At 36.4% G+C, this 21375-nt stretch carries 18 protein-coding genes; 1 reads left to right on the plus strand and 17 read right to left on the minus strand.

What is annotated here, in order from left to right; translation table 11 throughout:
• Positions 1 to 146: 146 nt before the first annotated feature.
• The 15 genes from ftsZ to panE all read right to left on the minus strand — a co-directional run bounded on the left by ftsZ (position 147) and on the right by panE (position 19724).
• Complete coding sequence (gene ftsZ / locus KI356_RS04110) at positions 147 to 1301, minus strand: cell division protein FtsZ (protein ID WP_002014730.1); 1155 nt, start codon at positions 1299 to 1301, stop codon at positions 147 to 149.
• A 39-nt stretch (positions 1302 to 1340) separates the two neighbouring features.
• Positions 1341 to 2642 (minus strand): cell division protein FtsA, encoded by a 1302-nt coding sequence (gene ftsA, locus KI356_RS04115; RefSeq protein WP_002121894.1) that lies wholly within the window; start codon positions 2640 to 2642, stop codon positions 1341 to 1343.
• A 402-nt stretch (positions 2643 to 3044) separates the two neighbouring features.
• On the minus strand, positions 3045 to 3815 hold the full coding sequence (gene divIB / locus KI356_RS04120; protein ID WP_002111435.1) for a cell division protein DivIB: 771 nt from the start codon (positions 3813 to 3815) through the stop codon (positions 3045 to 3047).
• 98 nt (positions 3816 to 3913) lie between these two features.
• The gene (gene murB / locus KI356_RS04125) at positions 3914 to 4819 is read right to left on the minus strand and encodes a UDP-N-acetylmuramate dehydrogenase (RefSeq protein WP_128281163.1); all 906 of its coding nucleotides are present in this window, start codon (positions 4817 to 4819) and stop codon (positions 3914 to 3916) included.
• Positions 4820 to 4880: 61 nt separating this feature from the next.
• On the minus strand, positions 4881 to 5975 hold the full coding sequence (gene murG / locus KI356_RS04130; RefSeq protein WP_002088269.1) for an undecaprenyldiphospho-muramoylpentapeptide beta-N-acetylglucosaminyltransferase: 1095 nt from the start codon (positions 5973 to 5975) through the stop codon (positions 4881 to 4883).
• Positions 5976 to 6077: 102 nt separating this feature from the next.
• A complete protein-coding gene (gene spoVE, locus KI356_RS04135) occupies positions 6078 to 7169 on the minus strand; it encodes a stage V sporulation protein E (protein ID WP_002121901.1) in 1092 nt (363 codons plus the stop codon).
• A gap of 90 nt (positions 7170 to 7259) precedes the next feature.
• Positions 7260 to 8612 carry a UDP-N-acetylmuramoyl-L-alanine--D-glutamate ligase gene (murD, locus tag KI356_RS04140; RefSeq protein WP_128281161.1) on the minus strand — a complete coding sequence of 451 codons (1353 nt, stop codon included), beginning with the start codon at positions 8610 to 8612 and terminating at the stop codon, positions 7260 to 7262.
• Positions 8613 to 9587: a phospho-N-acetylmuramoyl-pentapeptide-transferase gene (gene mraY / locus KI356_RS04145; protein WP_128281160.1), complete on the minus strand. Its 975-nt coding sequence runs from the start codon at positions 9585 to 9587 to the stop codon at positions 8613 to 8615.
• 22 nt (positions 9588 to 9609) lie between these two features.
• Complete coding sequence (murE, locus tag KI356_RS04150; protein ID WP_002111441.1) at positions 9610 to 11085, minus strand: UDP-N-acetylmuramoyl-L-alanyl-D-glutamate--2,6-diaminopimelate ligase; 1476 nt, start codon at positions 11083 to 11085, stop codon at positions 9610 to 9612.
• A gap of 210 nt (positions 11086 to 11295) precedes the next feature.
• Positions 11296 to 13212: a stage V sporulation protein D gene (locus tag KI356_RS04155; RefSeq protein ID WP_002121911.1), complete on the minus strand. Its 1917-nt coding sequence runs from the start codon at positions 13210 to 13212 to the stop codon at positions 11296 to 11298.
• A gap of 81 nt (positions 13213 to 13293) precedes the next feature.
• Positions 13294 to 15444, minus strand: a complete 2151-nt coding sequence (locus KI356_RS04160) for a penicillin-binding protein (RefSeq protein ID WP_438820836.1) — start codon at positions 15442 to 15444, stop codon at positions 13294 to 13296.
• 22 nt (positions 15445 to 15466) lie between these two features.
• The gene (gene ftsL, locus KI356_RS04165) at positions 15467 to 15829 is read right to left on the minus strand and encodes a cell division protein FtsL (RefSeq protein WP_002014745.1); all 363 of its coding nucleotides are present in this window, start codon (positions 15827 to 15829) and stop codon (positions 15467 to 15469) included.
• Between the two features lie 15 nt (positions 15830 to 15844).
• Entirely contained in the window at positions 15845 to 16777 is a 933-nt protein-coding gene (rsmH, locus tag KI356_RS04170) for a 16S rRNA (cytosine(1402)-N(4))-methyltransferase RsmH (protein WP_002014746.1), read from the minus strand.
• A gap of 366 nt (positions 16778 to 17143) precedes the next feature.
• Complete coding sequence (bshC, locus tag KI356_RS04175; RefSeq protein WP_128281158.1) at positions 17144 to 18757, minus strand: bacillithiol biosynthesis cysteine-adding enzyme BshC; 1614 nt, start codon at positions 18755 to 18757, stop codon at positions 17144 to 17146.
• Positions 18758 to 18836: 79 nt separating this feature from the next.
• The gene (panE, locus tag KI356_RS04180; RefSeq protein WP_128281157.1) at positions 18837 to 19724 is read right to left on the minus strand and encodes a 2-dehydropantoate 2-reductase; all 888 of its coding nucleotides are present in this window, start codon (positions 19722 to 19724) and stop codon (positions 18837 to 18839) included.
• Positions 19725 to 20019: 295 nt separating this feature from the next.
• Here panE and KI356_RS04185 point away from each other — a divergent pair, with 295 nt between their 5' ends.
• Entirely contained in the window at positions 20020 to 20493 is a 474-nt protein-coding gene (locus KI356_RS04185; RefSeq protein WP_002121924.1) for an N-acetyltransferase, read from the plus strand.
• Positions 20494 to 20527: 34 nt separating this feature from the next.
• Here the strand turns inward: KI356_RS04185 and KI356_RS04190 are convergent, their stop codons facing one another.
• Together KI356_RS04190 and rpmF are read right to left on the minus strand one after the other, a co-directional pair.
• Positions 20528 to 21034 carry an RsfA family transcriptional regulator gene (locus tag KI356_RS04190; protein ID WP_212934841.1) on the minus strand — a complete coding sequence of 169 codons (507 nt, stop codon included), beginning with the start codon at positions 21032 to 21034 and terminating at the stop codon, positions 20528 to 20530.
• Positions 21035 to 21166: 132 nt separating this feature from the next.
• On the minus strand, positions 21167 to 21340 hold the full coding sequence (rpmF, locus tag KI356_RS04195) for a 50S ribosomal protein L32 (protein ID WP_001984764.1): 174 nt from the start codon (positions 21338 to 21340) through the stop codon (positions 21167 to 21169).
• Positions 21341 to 21375: the final 35 nt, after the last annotated feature.

Consider the following 21375-nt stretch of genomic DNA (forward strand, 5'->3'; position numbering starts at 1 on the left):
ACTAATTAAAGTTTCACTTTATTTATCACAGCTTATAACTTAAAAATAGGACTGGACTCTCCATATGTAAAATAATAAAAAAAGATCTGCTTGGCAGACCTTTTCCATTTAGACAACAAAAAAAAGGAGCATGAAAGCTCCTTTTTTTATCGTCTACGACGGTTACGTAAGAATGCTGGAATATCGATGTCATCTGAATCTGTATGACGATCATGCACAACCGGCTCTTCACGTTTCATTTCACGCTTAACTTCACGTTGTTTTGAAGGTTGAGCTACTGGTTGTTGTTGTTGTTGCGTGTGATTCGCAGTCGGACGGATAATTGGTTTTGGTGGCTGCGTCGAAGCACTATCATCAAAACCAGTTGCAATTACAGTGACAACGATATCATCTTTTAATCCTTCATTAATAACAGAACCGAAGATCATATTTACTTCTGGATCCGAAGCTGAAGCTACAATGTCTGCTGCTTCTTGTACTTCATATAAACTTAAGTTTGCGCCACCCGTAATGTTCATAATAACACCTTGAGCTCCATCAATAGATGTTTCTAGTAATGGACTAGAAATCGCTTTTTTCGCAGCTTCAGCTGCACGATTTTCACCATTACCAGAACCGATACCCATTAAAGCAGAACCTCTATTAGACATAATTGTTTTTACGTCTGCAAAGTCTAAGTTGATTAGACCTGGTGTAGCAATTAAATCAGAAATACCTTGAACACCTTGACGTAATACGTTATCTGCTTCACGGAACGCTTCTAACATTGGCGTATTTTTATCAACAATCTCTAATAAGCGATCATTTGGAATTACAATAAGTGTATCTACATTTTCTTTAAATGACGCAATACCAGATGCAGCTTGCGTTGCACGTTTACGTCCTTCAAATGTAAATGGACGTGTTACAACACCAACTGTTAACGCACCTAGTTCTTTTGCAACTTGAGCAACAACTGGAGCTGCACCAGTTCCAGTTCCGCCGCCCATACCAGCAGTTACGAAGACCATATCCGCACCACGAAGTGCTTCCTGAATCTGTTCTTTACTTTCTTCTGCAGCTTTTTTCCCTACTTCAGGGTTTGCGCCTGCACCAAGTCCACGCGTTAATTTTCCACCAATTTGCATTTTCGTTTCAGCTTTTGATAGATTTAATGCTTGTGCATCAGTATTCACAGCGATAAAGTCTACACCTTGTACACCGTGTTCAATCATACGGTTTACAGCATTGTTTCCGCCACCGCCGACACCGATAACTTTTATATTCGCTAATTGATCTTGAGTAGTATCAAACTCTAACATGTCGAAATCCCCCTAGAACCTCATTTTTCGTGTCCAATTTTAATCCCATAAATAACGGAATACACGTTTTACTTTTGACATCATGCGGTCATCATTTTGATTAGTATTGTTTTGATTACGAGTTTTTTGTTTCGCAGGTTGCTGTTGTACCGGCATTGGTGCTGGTACTGGTTCAAAATGTTCTTGCTTTTCCTGCACATTTTTTCCACGTAATTTAGCTTTTTGATAAGAATGTTTAATTAATCCAACTCCACTTGTATATTGGGGCTCACGAACACCAATATAATCAGGAGTTGCTATACGAACATTTTCATGTAAAATATCATATGCAAGATCAAGAACACCTGGCATAGAAGCTATCCCACCAGTTAGTACATATCCAGAAGCTACTTGCTTTACTCCTAACTTACGCACTTCATCTTGAACAAACATTAAAATTTCCTCTACACGAGCCTCTATTATATCCGATAATTCCAACTGAGAATATTGTTCTGTTTGATCGCTTCCCATAATAGGAACCGTAAACATCTCTTCTTCAGATGCTGTATCATAAAAAGCATGTCCATATTTCAGCTTAATTTGATCTGCATTTTCTGTTGAAGTTTTCAGCCCAATCGCTATATCCTTCGTTATATGCTCTCCACCTAATGGCAATACGCTCGTTGCTTGCAACTCTCCATCTTTAAAAATAGATAAGGTTGTAGATCCTCCACCCATATCAACAAGGGCTACTCCTCTATTTCTTTCATCCGAAGATAACGCAACTGTTGCTGCCCCTAAAGGTTGCAGACAAATATCAACAATTTCAAGACCTGCTTTTTCTACACAACGAAGTAGGTTATGTAGTAAAGTTCTCGAGCCTGTAATAAGTGTACCTTCCATTTCTAATCTTACACCGATCATCCCGCGTGGATCGTTAATCTCGTCAAGACCGTCTACAATGAACTGTCGAGGTACCACATCAATAAATTCACGTTCAGGAGCAATTGACACAACTTGCGCTGCATCTAGAACGCGTAAGACATCTTCATTCCCGATTTCACGATCTTCATTTGAAACAGCGACTACTCCGTGACACGGGAGCAACTGTACCTGGTTTGCATTGACACCTACTACAACTTGCTCAATGTGGATACCCACCATGCGCTCAGCTTGTTCAATTGCTTTTTTAATTGATCGAACAGTTTCATCTATATCAACTATCGATCCCTTCTTCAAACCATTTGATTTTACGTTTCCAACACCAATAATGTTTAAGCTATCATTAACCATTTCACCAATGATGACTTTAACATTGGATGTACCGATGTCAAGACTAACATATATTTCATTGCTGTTCATTCTTTGGCACCTCCTTCTTTATTTATACCATACAACTCAATATATGGAACAACAATCGCAACTTTACTATTTATAAGAAAAATATTCAACGTCTTTATACGTTTCCCTTTTTTAACCCTATATTTTTCTTATTTTTATTTAACATTCATTTAAGAATATCGCAGTAACCTATGAATAACTGCTTTATCTTGAAATAATTATATTTCAAGTGTAAAGATTACCGCCAAGTATAAGTCTACACTAAGATGTACTTGTAGAAAAGTGAAACTTGTACCAATCCTAGTATGAATCTAAGAAAATTTACATTTTTTTCATCAAATTAAGCATTCTTGCAAATTAGCATCCATATAAAGGAACGTTTGTTTCATTTCATACGTAATAACGCAGTAAAAAACGATCATTCTATTCTTTCTTTTCTTCAGCACCTAGTTCCTTCGTATATGCGCCCACTTCTAAGTCAATTAAAACCTTCTTACCAGGTTCAATTGTTTTTAAAATAAGTGGATAAGCTTCCATTCGCTTTGCGAAATTTTGAATAGTGGTGCTCACTTCATATCCTTCATTCATATATAAAGTAAGATGATCTTCATTTGCGTTCGTTGGTGTATAACGAATTTCAGAAATAGACCTTAAAATAGTCGGCGTTAATTTTTCTAGTTCTGCAATTAATTCCTTCATTTTTTCCTCTTTAAACGGTTCAAAAATTGGTGCTGCAACTGGAAGTTTTCCATTCGGAAGTACATCGAGTGTTTTCCCATTTTCTAATAACGGTTGTAATTTCCCATCTTTGTTTATATAGCCAATTGTTAAATATTCTTCGATATGAACATCAATTTTGTTTGGGAAACGTTTCTTTACATTTACCGCTTTAATTTCTTTTCGTTTCGTTAAGTTTTCTTCTGCTTTATGTGCCGTTACTCGGAAATAACTCGTATCATATGTCACACCTGATTCCTTCATAACTTGTTCATCTGTCATATAATGATTTCCAAACACACTTATCTTTTTTATATTACTAAGCGGAGACCGAAAATAAATTAAAAAGAGTACTAATAAAAATAAAATCGATATGTATAAAATTAACCGATGATTAACCGGTTTCTTATTCTTTTTCTTTTGATTCTTTAATTTTGGTACACGATCTTGTAGTTTAATCACTTTACTATTTTTCATGTACGATCCCCCTATGTAACATAAAGAACGGCATGTTCCTCATGCCGTTCTTATCTTCTTATTATAACATAAATGATAATGAGCGGAACGAATAACCGTTATCTTCCAATGATTTCTACTTCTGTATGCATATCAATACCAAATTTATCCTTAATTGTACGCTTTATCAATGCGATCAAGTCTAATACATCTTGCGCTGAAGCCACACCAGTATTAACAATAAAATTTCCATGCATTTCAGAAATTTGAGCTCCACCTATTTTATAGCCACGAAGCCCTGCTTTTTCTATTAAATTCCCTGCAAAATATGGGACTGGATTTCGAAATATACTTCCTGCACAAGGGTGATTCCAAGGCTGCGTTTCACGGCGATACTCTTTATTCTTTTGCATGCTTCTTACAATTTCCTCGCGTTCGCCTACCTCCAATTGGAATTCAGCTTCTAAAACAATACCAGGGCGTTTCATTTGCAATACAGATGTGCGATAAGAAAACCCCATTTCGGTATTCGTCAACCAATTAATTGTTCCATTTTCAAACAAAATAAGAGCTTTCGTTAATACACTCGATATGTCGGACTTATGAGCGCCTGCATTCATATACACTGCACCGCCAACACTTCCTGGAATACCACTTGCAAATTCCAAGCCAGCTAATCCCTGTCGACTAAGTAAAGTTGACAATTTAATGAGGGGATATCCAGCACCAACTCTTACTCTATGTTTTTCGACTTCTAAGTGGTCTAATCCTTCTCCTAAACGAATAACCACACCTTCTATACCTTGATCAGATACGAGAAGATTTGAACCACGACCAATTGCAGTCCACCCTGTCTTATGCTTCTTTACTAACTCTAGCGTCTTCTCAATACCAGCAACATGATTTGGCACAATTAAAATATCAGCTGGTCCGCCTATTTTCATAGTCGTGTAACGCGCTAACGGTTCATTAACTAACACACGGCCAACATTTGCTTCTAAAAGCTCTTTTACTAATTGTTCCATAGACAATCTCCCCCATATTAAGTCTCCTTATTACAGTAATATGCAGGGCGTTCACCTAATGTTATTTTTTAATAAGCTTGTTCATTACTTCATATAGCTTATTTGCTGCATCTGGAATACCAAGTTGCTTAGTAGCCAGTTTCATATTTTGTAATGTTTGTGTATCCAATAAAATCTCATCAATGTCACGAATAAGCGTTTCAGATGTTAAATCTTTTTCAAGTAGCATTTTAGCTGCGCCTTTATCAACAACTGATCGTGCATTTTTTTCTTGATGGTTATTTGTTACATACGGACTTGGAATTAATACACTTGGCTTTCCTAACGCTGTTAATTCTGCAAGCGTTGTAGCCCCTGCTCTTGAAACAACAAGATCTACGCCAGTCAGTACCTCTGGCATATTATGAATAAAAGGTTTAATAATAACATTATTCGGATTCCCTTTTTGTTTCACGGCTTCCATAACTTTATCATAATGTACTTCGCCTGTTACATATAATACTTCGTAACTTTTATTCCCAAATTGTTCAATCGCTTCTACAAAAGCATCGTTAATCGGTCTAGCCCCACGACTCCCACCAAAAATAAGCACGGATTTTTTAGAAAGGGATAGTCCTACCGAACGTTTTCCTTTCATGCCATTTTGGTCCATTACTTCTGATGCACGTGGATTACCTGTCATAACCACTTTTGACTGTGGGAAATGTTCTGCAGCTGCTTCAAAGCAAACTGCGACTTTATCGACATAACGACTTAAAAATTTATTCGTTACACCAGGTACACTATTTTGTTCATGTACAATAGTCGGAATACCTAATTTAGCTGCAGCATATACAACTGGCCCACATACGTATCCACCCGTACCAATCACAATATCAGGGTTAAAACGACGAATATATCGTTTACTATCTTGAACACCTTTTAGGAAACGCATCACTGTTTTTACATTATCAAGAGATATTTTTCGTTTAAATCCACTTATAACAATAGATTGGAACGGAATACCCGCTTTCGGTACGATGGTACTCTCTAATCCATTCTCTGTACCAATGTATAAAAACCTTGCTTCCGGATTTAGTTTTTTTATTTCTCTAATTAAAGCAAGAGCTGGATAAATATGTCCTCCAGTACCCCCACCACTTACTAATACTCGCACTACTGATTCCTCCACTTCCCTGTTCTTATTCAATCGTATTTATTTCTATATACATATTGTATTTTCACACACACACGAAAAACCCTGTCTTTTAAACAGGGTTTAATAGCGAGAATGGCGACTTATATTCAATAATACACCTACTGCCATTAACATTAAGGTCAAACTTGATCCACCATAACTTAAAAACGGCAAAGTAATACCCGTAACAGGCATCAGTCCTGTTACAACACCAACATTAATCATTACTTGAATCGCAATCATCGCCACAATACCTACTGCTAAAAACGTACCATATAAATCTGGCGCTCCTAATGCTATACGAATCCCACGCCATAATAATAGACTAAATAATAATAACACAAATGAACCACCAATAAAACCTAATTCCTCGGATAAGATTGCAAATATAAAGTCTGTTTGTGGTTCAGGTAAATAAAGAAATTTTTGTCTACTTTGTCCAAGTCCAAGCCCAAATAAACCACCAGGTCCAATTGCGAGTAACGATTGGATAATTTGAAATCCACTTCCGAGCGGATCCGACCACGGATCTAAATATGATGTGATGCGTTTCATTCGATATGGTGCTGATGCAATTAACCCTACAAATCCCGCTGCACCAAGCAAACCAAACATTGCAAAGTGAAAAACCCTTGCTCCCGAAATGAATATCATAATAATACATGTCCCAACCATTACCGTTCCCGTACCAAGATCTGGTTGTAACATAATCATCCCAAAAGCAAGAAATACAAAACTAAGAGCCGGTAGTAAACCTCGTTTAAACGATGTAATTAATTTTTGTCGTTCCGCTAAAAATTTTGCTAAGAAAATAATCATCGCGAATTTCATAAACTCTGACGGTTGGATAGAAAATGCTCCGATTCCAATCCAACTTCGCGCTCCCCCACGAACGAGACCTACTCCAGGAATAAGAACGAGAATAAGAAGAACGAAACAGACTAGTAAAATTACTTTTGAATACGTACGCCACACCCAATAATCAATTTTCATGAGAAAAAACATAGCTACTACCCCAAGACTTGCAAATAACAATTGTCTTTTTGCAAAAAAGAATGAATCCCCCATTTTATAAGAGGCCCAAACCGCACTCGCACTATAAACCATAATCATTCCGATTGTTAACAACGCAAGTGTAACGATGATGAGAATAAAATCAGGCGTTTTCTTCATTACCCATGAACACCACCTCTTTGGGCAGAACCTTTTGCCCTATGTAACAAAACATCAGTAGGTGTTAGCCTACTGATGTTTTGATTTACTTTATATAAGTTTATGCACAGCTTGTATAAAAATGTCTCCTCTTTCTTCAAATGTTTTAAATTGATCCCAGCTTGCACATGCTGGTGAAAGAAGAATAACATCACCATCGGTAGAATGAGCATAAGCCTTCACTACTGCATCATCTAAAGTATCGACACGTTCAATTACATCTAATCCTGCTTTTTCTGCCGCTCTTACTAATTTCGGTGCAGTTTGTCCAAATGTTACAATCGCTTTGACATGTTTAAAATATGGAATTAAATCATCAAATTCATTACCACGATCAAGTCCACCAGCCAATAATACAATCGGTTGTGTAAATGCAGATAATGCTTTTTCTGTCGCTAGCATATTCGTCGCTTTTGAATCATTATAAAATTTACGATTATTAATCGTTGTTACATATTCTAAGCGATGTTTTACACCTGTAAAACTTTTTAATACAGTAGTAATTGCTTCATTAGAAACACCTAGTAATTTAGCAATACTCATTGCTGCTAAAATATTTTCTAAATTGTGCTTACCAGGTAAAACAATATCGCTTACTTTAACTACTTTTTCGCCTTTAAAATAAAGAGCGTTATCTTTTATATACGCACCATCTTCAATTTCTTTCGTCGTCGAAAATAATACTTTCTGTCCTTTACTATATGCCGATAATGCCATTACATCTGCATCATCTGCGTTAATTACACTATAATCTGTTTCAGTTTGGTTTTTGAAAATATTCGCTTTCGCCAAACCATACTCTTTCTTCGTCCCGTGATAATCTAAATGCGCTTCAAATAAATTTAAAAAGGCTGCAATTTTTGGTTGGAACGATTCCACTCCCATCAATTGAAACGATGAAAGTTCCGTAACGACAACTTCATTTTCTTTCGCCAATTGTGCAACTTCACAAGCTACAGTACCTATATTCCCCGCAATAACTGGGTGCTTTTGTCCTTCTTTTAACATTTCAAACGTTAACATTGTCGTTGTTGTTTTGCCGTTAGATCCCGTAATCCCAACAAACGGTGCTGCTGAAATGCGATATGCTAATTCAACCTCAGTTACAATTGGAATTTGCTTTTCTTTCGCCGCCACTAAGAGTGGATTAGAATATGGAATTCCTGGGTTTTTTACGACAAGTGAAATGTTTCTCTCCAGTAATTCTAACGGATGCCCACCACATATAACATCCATTCCTTCCGCTTGTAACTCAGCCGCAAGCACATTACCCACTAATGGTTTCCCATCATTTACAATGACGTTTGCCCCTAATTTTTTTAATAAAGTAGCTGCTGCATAACCACTTTTAGCAATACCTAATACAAGAACATTTTTATTTTGATATTCAATTACAGTTTTCAATTACATCCACACCCCGATATAAATTCCTAGCACAGCTAATAAAAATCCTACAGACCAAAACGTTACAACAACGCGCCACTCTGACCAACCACATAATTCATAATGATGATGTAATGGACTCATTTTAAAGACACGCTTTCCTGTTGTTTTGAACGAAATAACTTGGATAATAACAGATAAAGTTTCTGCTACGAATACACCACCAATAATAACGAGTAACAATTCTTGTTTTAACAAAATCGCTACAGCTGCGATAGCACCACCTAAAGCTAGAGAACCTGTATCCCCCATAAATACTTTCGCTGGATTCGCATTGAATACTAAAAAGCCAAGTACAGCTCCTACAACTGCCATACAGAAAATCGCTACCCCAAATTGTTCTTGAGCTACAGCAATAATACTAAACGCTCCGAATGCAATAGCTGCTGTTCCAGATAATAAACCATCTAAACCATCTGTTAAATTAACCGCATTTGATCCACCAATAAGCATAAATAATACAAGAATAAAATATGCCCAGCCTAATTCAAATTTAACATCAGTTCCCGGAATCATGATATAAGTGTGAAATGCTTGCCCTTTTCCAATTAAAAAGAACGCAATAGCAATTACAAGCTGACCAATCAATTTTTGTTTTGATGTTAAACCAAGATTTCTTTTCTTTACTACTTTTATGTAGTCATCTAAAAATCCGATTAATCCGTATCCAAATGTAACTAATAATAGCAATGATACTTCTGCACCTAAATGGTTAAATTTAATCGCCATAATAAGCGTAGTCACCATCATAGATACATATATGACAATACCACCCATCGTTGGTGTTCCTGATTTCTTTTGGTGTGACTTCGGTCCTTCGTCACGAATACTCTGTCCGAACTTTAACTTTCGTAAAAATGGAATAAATAATGGCGAAAGGGCAACAGAAATTAAGAATGCTACCCCAGCCGTTACTAATAAACCTTGTTCAAGCACATGTAGTCCTCCTCTCATGCTGTTACACTTCGTTGTTTAAACGCTCCGTGATTGCTTCTTTAGCGACTTCACGATCATCAAAATGATGAACTTCTTTACCAATAATTTGATACGTTTCATGCCCTTTACCAGCAATAATAATAATATCTTCTGCTTTCACTTTCGAGATAGCGGAACGTATCGCTTCTTTTCGATCAACAATTACTTCATAATTATTCCCATTTGCATCATTTACCATATCATCTAAAATAGCCTTCGGATCTTCACTTCTTGGATTATCTGATGTATAAATTGCATGAGTTGCATATTCGGTTGCAACACTTGCCATTATTGGTCTTTTCGTTCTATCTCTATCACCGCCGCAACCAACGATACAATATACATCACCTTTTGCAAACTGTTTTGCTGTTTTTAGAACGTTCTCTAAGCTATCAGGTGTATGTGCATAGTCAACAATAACTGTGTAATTTTGTCCACCATCAACAACTTCAAAACGTCCAGGAACGCCAGCAAGTTCTTTAATTACATCAATAATTGTTTGTAAGCTCACTCCTGAAACAAGACCTGCTGCTGTAGCAGCTAACACGTTGTATACATTAAACTTACCAATTAATTTCATCGTAACATTTACAGTTTCATACGGTGTTACAAGTGTAAATGTTGTACCGCCACTCGTCATTACGATATCTCGTGCCATAATGTCGCTTGCAACATCTATACCGTATGTTACAACAGTAGCTGCTGTACTTCTCATATACTCTTCTGCTACTGGATCATCACTGTTTAATATAGCGTATTTTTCACGATTATGATGATAACTATTGCCAAGCTGTGCAAAAAGCAACCCTTTCGCATGTTTATATTCTTCCATCGTTTTATGATAGTCTAAATGATCTTGTGTTAAATTCGTAAATACTGCAACATCATAATCGCACCCGTGTACACGGCCAAGATCTAAAGCATGAGACGAAACTTCCATTACTGTACTATCCACACCTTGTTCAACCATTTTTGAAAATGTCTGTTGAAGTGTTAGTGCATCTGGTGTTGTATTTTTCACCTCAAATGTTTCATCACCGATTTTCATATTAATCGTTCCAATTAGCCCTGTTTTATGACCATGTGCGCGCATAATTTCATCCATAATATGCGATGTTGTTGTCTTTCCATTTGTACCTGTAATACCGATTAAATGTAACTTGTGTGTTGGTTGGCCATAAAAATAATCAGCTAAAACCGCTAGCGAACGAAAAGTATTTTTCACAAGTACAACTGGAACGTCAACATCAATTGGTCTTTCCGCAACAATAGCAGCCGCTCCTTGTGCGGCTGCTTGCTTAGCAAAGTCATGGCTATCAACCGTATATCCTTTCATACATATAAATAAGCTTCCCTCTTTCACTTTACGTGAATCCGCTTCAATAGATGTTATTTCTGGATTTTCTGTTGGAACAACTGGAAAATCATGCAAACATGATACAAGTGTATGCAACTTCATTTCACTAAACCCTCTCTACATTGTTTATTTATCTCTTATTTTAGCAAGTAACACGTTACCTCCTAGTTATATAAAAATAGGAGGTAAGTGCTACTAAAGTCTAATCAATAGATTTATTTATTAATGAGACACTTATCGTCTCAAATAAAGCAATTTTTCTATAAAGAACTCACTTCCACCAATTGTACCATAAAACACAATCAGTTACCTTTAATTCCCGAAGTAAATTCTAACTTTTGAACCCTCTTTCACTTTAGCTCCTGCTTCTGGTGATTGTTTAATTACTTTCCCACCATCACCACTTATATCAAGCTTCAAGTCTACAAGTTGCGTTTGTAAATCTTTCTTTTTCATACCAATTAAATTCGGAACTTCCACAGTTGGTGTATCGCCCCATTTATATTCTTTCTCAACTTGCTCTTTTCTCGGTTCCACTCCCATTACAGGAAGTGCGTCACGAAGAATATTCCCAACAATAGGTGCTGCTACAACTCCACCAAATTGAGTAACTCCTTTTGGATTATCCACTGCTACATAAACAACAATTTGCGGATCGTCAGCTGGAGCAAAACCGATAAATGATACAATATAGTTATTATCTAAATATTTTCCATCTTTCACCTTTTGAGCAGTTCCAGTTTTTCCACCTACACGATATCCATCAATATAAGCCCCTTTACCAGAACCTTTCGCTACAACATTCTCTAATGCGTAACGAACTTTCTCTGAAGTTTCCTTGGAAATAACTTCCCTTTTCGCAACAGGTGTCTTTTTGCTGACAACTTGATTATTCTTCGGATCAATAAATTCCTTCGCTATATATGGCTGATACAAAGTTCCACCATTTACAGCGGCCGCTACAGCTGCTACTTGTTGAATCGGTGTAACAGAAACACCTTGCCCAAACGAAGTCGTCGCTTGCTCGACTGGACCAACTTTATCTAAATTAAATAAAATCCCGCTACCTTCACCTTGTAAGTCAATTCCGGTCTTCTGTCCAAACCCGAAATTGCGAATGTATTTAAACAATCGATCTTTACCAAGACGATCACCGAGTTCAATAAATCCTGGGTTACAAGAGTTTTGAACTACCTCTAAAAACGTTTGGCTACCATGACCTCCCGCTTTCCAACACCGCAATCTAGCTCCACCAACTTCAGCTGCCCCATCATCATAAAATGTATCTTTCTCTAAGTCTACCAAATTTTCATTCAAGGCTGCAGCTAATGTAATAATCTTAAATGTTGACCCCGGCTCATACGTACTCCATACAGGTAAGTTTCTGTTATATACTTCCGGAGAAACACTTTGGAAATCTGCTGGATCAAAACTTGGCCGACTTGACATACCTAAAATCTCACCATTTTTCGGATTCATTGCAATTGCGATCATGCCATCTGGATTATACGTTGACTCCGCAATATTCATTTCTCTTTCCATAATTCTCGTAATGCGTGCATCAATCGTTAGTCCCAAATTCAAACCAGCTTCTGGCTTTTTGAAATCATCTCCAACGTTAGGCATTCTCTGTCCTTTAGCATCTGCAAAAAATCGCACATGACCTTTATCACCATTTAGCTCTTTATCATAATATTTCTCTAGTCCCATAAGCCCTTGATTATCACTGCCCGCAAATCCTAATACGTGTGATAAAAAATTACCGAATGGATAGTACCTGATAGAATCCTCAGCGATATACACACCCTTTAAACTTAATCCGCGTACTTCTTTCGCTTTGTCATGCGATATTTTCCTTCCGCCTTTATCAAGCCTTACAATCGACTCTTTTTTTGTAATCCGCGTATAAATATCATCTTTTTCCACACCTAATACTGCAGCTAACTTCTCTGCAGTCTCTGCTGGTTTTTCAATTTGCCTCGGCACAACAAAGACGGTCGGTGCACTTTTATTCGTAGCAAGCTCCACACCATTTCGATCTAAAATTTTCCCTCGCTCTGGTTCAAAAGTAATATTACGACTCCATGAATCCTTCGCACGATCTGTTAACATATTTCCAAGAAAAAATTGCACATATCCAAGACGAATATCGATGATGGTGAAAATGAGTATACCCGATATAAGTATAAAAATAAGTCGTTTCCTAACTGTTACATTTGATACACGCATATTGGAACAAGCCTCCCTTACGCCTAGCTTGTTCCAATATATGCTTGTACTTATTTAATTAGAACTTCTTCCCTATTACCATTATGGCTTTTCTGCTTCTTGCTGTGGCTCAAGTGGTGGTACGAGTGTTACACCTAGTTCTGTACCAGGTTGCAACAAGGTTCCTTCCGCCACACTTTGTTCCGTTACATATCCTGTACCAGAAGGTTTTAAGTTAAGCTTTAATGTTTTTGCTAAATTCATAACATCACGCAGTGCCCATCCCTGTATATTTGGCATTGTAGGCTTATCTCCTACTAAGAAGACTCGATCACCTTTTAATGTTTGTTCAGTTGCTTTTGGCACTTGCTGCTGTACTTTCCCTTCACCTAATACGATTGGACGAAGTTTTGCTTTATCAATTGCTTTTTTCGCTTCATCCATCGTTTTTCCGGTTACATCTGGAACGACAGTTTGTTGCTCTTTCACATATTTCTTCGGATCCTTTATTTCATTTGGTTTAATCTTTAAATACTCTAAACTATTTTTCGTTACATATTTAAAGATATCAGCTAAAGGTTTAGCCCCGTTTTCATCATCTTTTAATTTCGGCTGTTTAACGGCCACATACACAACAAGTTGTGGATCGTCCATCGGTGCCATACCTAAGAATGAGAATATATAATTCTCTCTTCCTGTCATATAGCCACCTTTCCCGTCAGGAATTTGTGCTGTACCTGTTTTACCCCCGACTGAATAGCCATCAATTTTATATGCAGTTCCTGTTCCTTTCGGTGATGTAACAACACGTTCTAGTAATTGTCTTACTTGCGCGGCTGTCTCTTTGGTAACAGGTTTTCCTACTTCTTCTGGTTTATGCTCTAGCTGTACTTTACCTGTTATTGGATCCACAATTTTATCAATTGTATAAGGTTTCATCATTTTCCCATCATTTGCAATCGCTGTTGCAGCTTGTACAAGTTGAATTGGTGTAACTGTAGAACCTTGTCCAAATGCTGTTGTTACTTGTTGTATTTGTTGATCAAATAAAATTGTATTTGACCCTTCACCAGTTAAATCAATGTTTGTTTTTTCATCTAATCCAAAATTATGAATATATTTTCGGAAACGCTCTGGACCAAGCTTTTGATCGCCTAAAATTGCAAACGCTACGTTTGAAGATCGCTCTACCCCTTCATCAAAAGTAATAGAACCCCATCCAGCCCCGCCGTTATGATCTTTTATTTTGCGATTACCAACTTGATATGTACCAGACTGATAAAAGTCTTGCCCATTGTATACACCTTCATTAATGGCCGCCGCTAATGTGAAAATCTTCATTGTCGATCCCGGTTCAAATGCATTTGCAATTGCGTCGTTATAAAAGTACTTCATCTGCCCCTGGTTCGGATCATAACTAGGTTTACTAGACATCGCTAATATTTTCCCTGTTTTTGGATCTGCGACAATTCCTATTAAACTTTCTGGTTCATAATGTTTACTCGCTTCTTTCATTGCGTCTTCTAAATAACTTTGAATACGTTGGTCAAGCGTTAAATATACGTTATCTCCATTTTTAGGTGCCTTTACATTCACTTTCCCACCGTCAAGTGATACACCTTTACGGTCCCCTGTATAAGCTACCTCTCCATTAGAAGCACCTAAGTATTTATCCAAACTCTTTTCTAAGCCAAATTGACCTACTGCGATTCCATCTTCATTCGGTTTCGCGTACCCAATAACGTAAGATGCGAAATCACCGTTTGGATAAACTCTCGCATTTTCAGTAATGAAAGAAATTCCCGGCAATTTCAATGCTTCTATTTGTTCTTTCTTTTCTTTCGTCAAGCCCTTACCTAACGTTCCAAATTCCACTTGACTTCTGCCTTCTTTATTTAAAGTAGCTAAAATTTCATCTTCATCTTTTTCGAGTACTCCTGCGATTTTTTTTGCAGTATCCTCTTTATCCTTAACAGCATTGGCTCCTTTTAACTCGGCTACAAGTTTATAAGAATTTGCATCTTGCGCTAGGACATGACCATTTTGGTCATAAATTGTTCCTCGATTCGCTTCGAGAACTCCTTTTTTACTATGTTTCTGTTCAGCAAGTTTTTTCAAATCATGATTGTCCACTGTTCCTGTTACTTGTATGTAAAAAAATCGGGCTAATAACAGCAAAAAGAGCAGGAGGAAAAATATCATAAAATAACCTGCTCCCTTATTGGTATGAAATTTGGTCATAGTTCTCTTCATCTTTTCTTCACACCTATTTGCCTTACTTTAGGCCTTTCACATTATTCGCATTAATTTCTAGCCCGTGTTTTTTTGCAACTTCAGCGATACGTTCATAACGACTTAACTTCTCTACTTCAGCCTGCAATTCTTGATTTTCCTTTTGTTTTTTCACAATTTGTTCTTCTATCGTCGCTGCTTCTACATTAACTTGATATAGACCCGCTTTATTCCCAATAAAAGCTACACAGGCATATAATAAAAATCCAATAAACGTTACGTACAATAGCTTTTCAATTCTTGTAATTTTCGTTTTAACTTTTGGCTTAACCATCTGCTGCGGCGGCGCTTGAATTTGTACCTCTTCTTGCGCCTGTTGTTTATACTTTACAGCTAAATTAGTCATACCTCTCTCTCCTTTTTATCGTTTTTCAGCGATTCTCAACTTCGCAGAACGCGCTCGATTATTTTCTTCTAATTCAATGTCAGAAGGTAAAATCGGTTTCCTTGTAATAAGCTTTAATTTCGGCTTAAATTCATCAGGAATAATCGGTAGTCCCTGTGGTAATTGCGGTGTTGTGCTATTTCGCTTAAACGTCGTTTTACAAATACGATCTTCTAAAGAATGGAATGTTATAACACTAACTCTTCCACCAGGCTTGACCATATCAATTGCAGATTCCAACGCTTCTTCAAATACTTTTAATTCATCATTTACAGCAATACGAATCGCTTGGAATACTCGCTTCGCAGGATGTCCACCTGTTCTACGTGCCGGAGCTGGAATACCTTCTTTAATTAATTCCACTAATTCTCCTGTCGTTTCAATAGCCTTATTCTCGCGATAAGCTTCAATTTTCCTTGTTATTTGCTTTGAAAATTTTTCTTCTCCGTATTGGAAGAAAATTCTTACGAGTTGTTCATATGACCAGCTGTTCACAACATCATATGCTGTTAATGGGGCATCTTGATCCATCCGCATATCTAACGGTGCATCATGATGATAACTAAAGCCACGCTCTGGTGTATCTAATTGTGGGGATGAAACACCTAAATCGAATAAAATCCCGTCTACTTCTGTAATACCTAATTCATGTAGTTTTTCAGATAAATAACGGAAGTTGCTCTTCACTGTTACAAATTGTTCACCATAAGAAGAAAATTTTTCCTTCGCATTTTGAATCGCTATTTCATCTTGATCAAATGCTATTAATTTTCCACCATCTGTTAGCTGAGATAATAAATAAGAACTATGTCCTCCTCCACCCAGTGTACAATCTACATATGTACCACTCGGCTTTATATCTAAGCCATCTACTGTTTCTTTTAAAAGTACTGTTACGTGTTTGAACATTGCTGCACCTACTCTTTTTCCAATTAATTATGTTAAATACATTTCTCACTCTACAAACAAAATTTACTACCAGAGGATGAAATGCTACTAAAGAACGACTCATTTAACTTCCAACAAGGTAGCACGCTATACAAATCGCTATTTTATTTTATTATATACTAAATTTTATCATTTTTTGCGGGAATTTAAACAAAAACCTGTCGAAAAAGATAATAATCCGTTTACATTTTGTGCTATTTTGTCATATATATATACCTGATACATAGCGATTCATTACATTAACATAAGATGGATAATTCAGAAAAATTTCACTTCACAGTTAATTCGACAGAATAAAAATAAAATCCTGCTCAGAAGAGCAAGATTCTATAGTTTTATTACATGATGTTTTCCGTCCCACGAAAAAGATTGTTCCATTACCCGGTCAATAAAATCAAGACCGAACCGATTTAAATAATAACACACATTCCACACACGTTCTTGCGGTGCCCCTAATGGACGAAGCGCAAATTGTAAACGGCGGAATTTATTCAGTTGAACTTCATGTTTCTTCTCAACATTTCTTTTCAACATTCTTTCTAACAGTTCAATTTGCTCATTAATTTTCAGTTCATTTTTCCCAGCAAACTCATTTAACCCTGGATCTATCTTTTTCACGAATTGTTGTAATGATGTATGAATATCCATTATTTCTTTTTTCGCTTCTATAAATCGCTCGTCTATCGGTTCCTCTATTTGATTAGAAAGCCAATTGTCACGCAGATTATCTATATTATTTAGAAATGGATCAATTTCTTGCAAATCTAAATCATATAAATCTGTCGCTATATCTCGCTCCATATAAGTAATCGTAAGACGCGGAACAACAGGTGGCATTTGGAAACCAGCCGTATGAAACACTTGTTGCAATTCACTCCAATAAGCTAACTCCCCCGGACCGCCAATAAACGCTAGCGTAGGAAACACATATTCTTGCATAAGAGGGCGCGTTACAACATTATTACTAAAACGTTCTGGACTTCTTTCCATCTCTTCCATCAATTCTTCATACGAAAATGAATGTACTCCATCTTTCCCAATAAACTTCCCTTGATTCTCTTCAAGCAATACTCGCTCATTATCAATTTCCATAAATATATGCACTGCATTTGTCTTCGTTTCAATAATCGGTTTAAATCCTAATCCCTTAATTACTTCCTGTTGATTACGAAGCCCTACTTGAATTTCTTTATATTTACTTATAATTTGTTGTAAAAACGGTACTTCTAATTTTCTTAATGCAGGATGATGTGAATCTACAAGAATTAAGCCAGAATTTGCGAACATTTTCGTAATAAGGCGAGCAAAGAAATCTACATATGTATGCGATTTACCTAAAGCATCATCAACAAATTGTAATACATCCTTTGTAAAATTCGTTTCCGGATATGTTTTAAAAATCTCTTCGACCCATTTTCTACAGTCTTCAATAGAAAGCTCAGACTCAGAAGCACTCGCCTTTTTCGGATAACGATCATGAAAAATGGTCTTTTTTATTTTTTTATTTTTCGTTACAAATGTATGATTAATTTCATCCATATCATGGTCTTCACCAGCAATCCAAAAGACAGGAACAACCCGAACCCCTAAGCTCTCTTCTTTTTCTTTTGCAAGCTGTAAAATTGAAATGATTTTATGCACTGTATAAAGCGGACCAGTTAATAACCCAGCTTGTTGTCCAGCTATAACAACATATGTATTTTCATCTTCAAGCGCTTTTATATTTTGAATTGTAACTTCTCCCGCTTGCAATTGTGTATTATATTCTAATAAATGCGTTACTAAATCTTGACGGAAAAACTCTCTCTCACGCAAATCATGTAAACGCTGTTTAAAAGCATCCTCTGTTAACAGATAATCAAAACATGACTGTATCTCTTTACCGTTCATATAGTCCGCTACAACACCTTGTAGTGGAACAGAGATTTCTTTTATCTCCATATAATTCTTCCTTTCGTATCCTGTTCTCTCACCAACCCACATTGTAGTCAATGTTTCACGTAAAAGCAAAGAAAAACACTTATAATTCCATTCCTTTTATTGCATTGAACAAAAATCGAAGTGTCGGAACAGATTGTCGTTGTTCCTTAGCTTCTTCTAGTACATATCCAACAATCGCATTAACTTCCGTTTGTCTATTCGCTCTTACGTCAGCTAACATAGATGAAGTATTATGCGATGTTTTTTCACATACTTGGCATACCATTTGCCATACCATTTCCTTATCTTCTTCTTTAACAAGAAATGCAATTTCCTGAAATACTTGCTCCATCATTTGATAAAAAAACGGGTTTGAAATTAACTCCCCGTTCTCAACCCGCAATAATGCCGTCAACGGATTAATACATACATTGACTACTAATTTATTACGCATAATCCCCTTCCAATCATCTTCTATCTGAATCGGAAAATAATCAAAAGGAAAACAATTAAATACCTTTTTAAAACAACTAGATTGACCACGCACTACACCAAACTTTGTAACACCTATTCCAGTATGACGAACTGTATGTCCATCCTCTTTTTTTGCACCATGCTCCACAATCCCGACTGCTATACGTTCATTTCCTAGTTTTTGCATAATGTGAAGATGGGACATTCCATTTTGCAAAAAGATTAATGACGATTCTCCCTGCACAAAAGGTAATATGTCAGTTATATGATATTGCTTTACAGCAATAAATGTATAATCTAACTGTTTATCCGGCATACTTTCTATCGGTAAAATAGACGGAAATACTGTTTCACGTTCTCCATTCCTAATACAAGTTACACCCGTTAAGTTTAATTCTTCTGCTTGCTTAGCGTTTCTTGTAAACAACGTAACATCTTGATTGCTTTTTTGTAAATAAAATGCATATAGGAGACCAATAGCTCCCGGTCCAACAATTCCAATTTTCATCTTCACACAAAGAACTCATATTAACAAGTGATATAAGTTCCCTTGCCCTTCCCCCTTTACATCTTATTAAATTACAATTACATAGTTAAGGATTCAATTATCTTTTACCAAATGCAACCTCTTCTTTCACTATGTATATACTACCTATATACATAGTTCTATTCTTAGTTTAGCAAATCCTCAAAAAAATAATGAAAGAAATATTCTATCTTCTTCATAAAAATTAAAAAATGAGTTATAATATTATTATAAATATTTTAACTTTTCTGCATTCAACAAGATAAGAAAAGGATGTGATGTAATGGGATTCCCAAAAGTTGAACGCTTGCTCATCAATTATAAAACATTAGATGAATTTAAAAAATTTAAAGGGTGCGGAGCTCAAGAACTATCCATGTTGGAAGAATTACAAGCAAACATTATTGAAAATGATAGTGAGTCTCCATTTTACGGTATTTATTATGGAGGATCGCTAATCGCACGTATGAGTCTATATATGAAAAGGAACGGTGGAGAACCATTTGAAATTACTGGTACTTACCTAGAACTTTATAAACTTGAAGTGTTGCCGACTTTTCAAAAACAAGGATTCGGACAAATGCTTGTTAATTATGCGAAACAACTACAATTCCCAATTAAAACGATAGCACGTATCCAGTCAGCTGGTTTTTGGGATAAATTAAGTTTCCAGCCAGTATCAGTAACTAATGGCGATTTTTATATTTGGCACCCAGAAACAAATTTGAATGCGATTACAAACGAAGAATCTGCATAAAAAATAAAAAAAACAGCTGTTACGCAGCTGTTTTTTATTTCTTTATTTTCTCTAATTCTCCATTCGAACGAGTACCATTTCTTTCTGCTACCATTACACTTCTTTTTTGATCGATATAATCAAGTAATGTTCTATATTCTTCCTCATATACTGATAATCGCTCCAAAAGACATTCTTTCTCTGTTTGTAACGATTCAATTTGTTGTTGCAACACCATTAAAGAGCTTTCATCTTTATAATTTCGCAAGAATTCAATAACATCATTCAACGTAATAGTTTTTGGCTCTAATACCTTTGTCTCTTTCACTTCATAATTTTCTACCTTACGAAGTTGCTTTGCTTCTTCAATACGTTCTTTATACTGCTTTCTAACGTAAGAATTCCACCTAAATCCACAAGCTGCAGGTGTACGAGACAAATGCCTCCCCACTTCTTTAAAAGCGGAAAGTTGCGTTCCACCTTCACGAATATGCCGGAGTACTACTTCTGCCAGAAGCAAATCTTCATCATCAGTCCAAGCATCTTGTCTTGTTGTCGCCATCTCTCTAGTCCTCCCTATGCATTTTTTATTAAGCATATGCAGTTACTAGAAAAGATAGAATACAACAAATAAAGAATAAGGCAAAAAAAAAAAATAAACGTAGAAGATATCTTCTACGTTTATTTTTCGCAATTACTTGCTGATTACTTCTTTACCTTTGTAAGTACCGCATGCTTTACATACACGGTGAGCTAATTTCGCTTCACCACAGCTTGGGCACTCTACCATACCAGGTACTGATAATTTGAAATGCGTACGACGCTTTCTTTTTACTGTTTTAGAAGTTCTTCTAAAAGGTACAGCCATTCTTCCCACCTCCTTAAAAGAAATAGTTATTTTCA

It is taken from the genome of Bacillus hominis, from assembly GCF_018332515.1.
Classification (GTDB): domain Bacteria; phylum Bacillota; class Bacilli; order Bacillales; family Bacillaceae_G; genus Bacillus_A; species Bacillus_A hominis.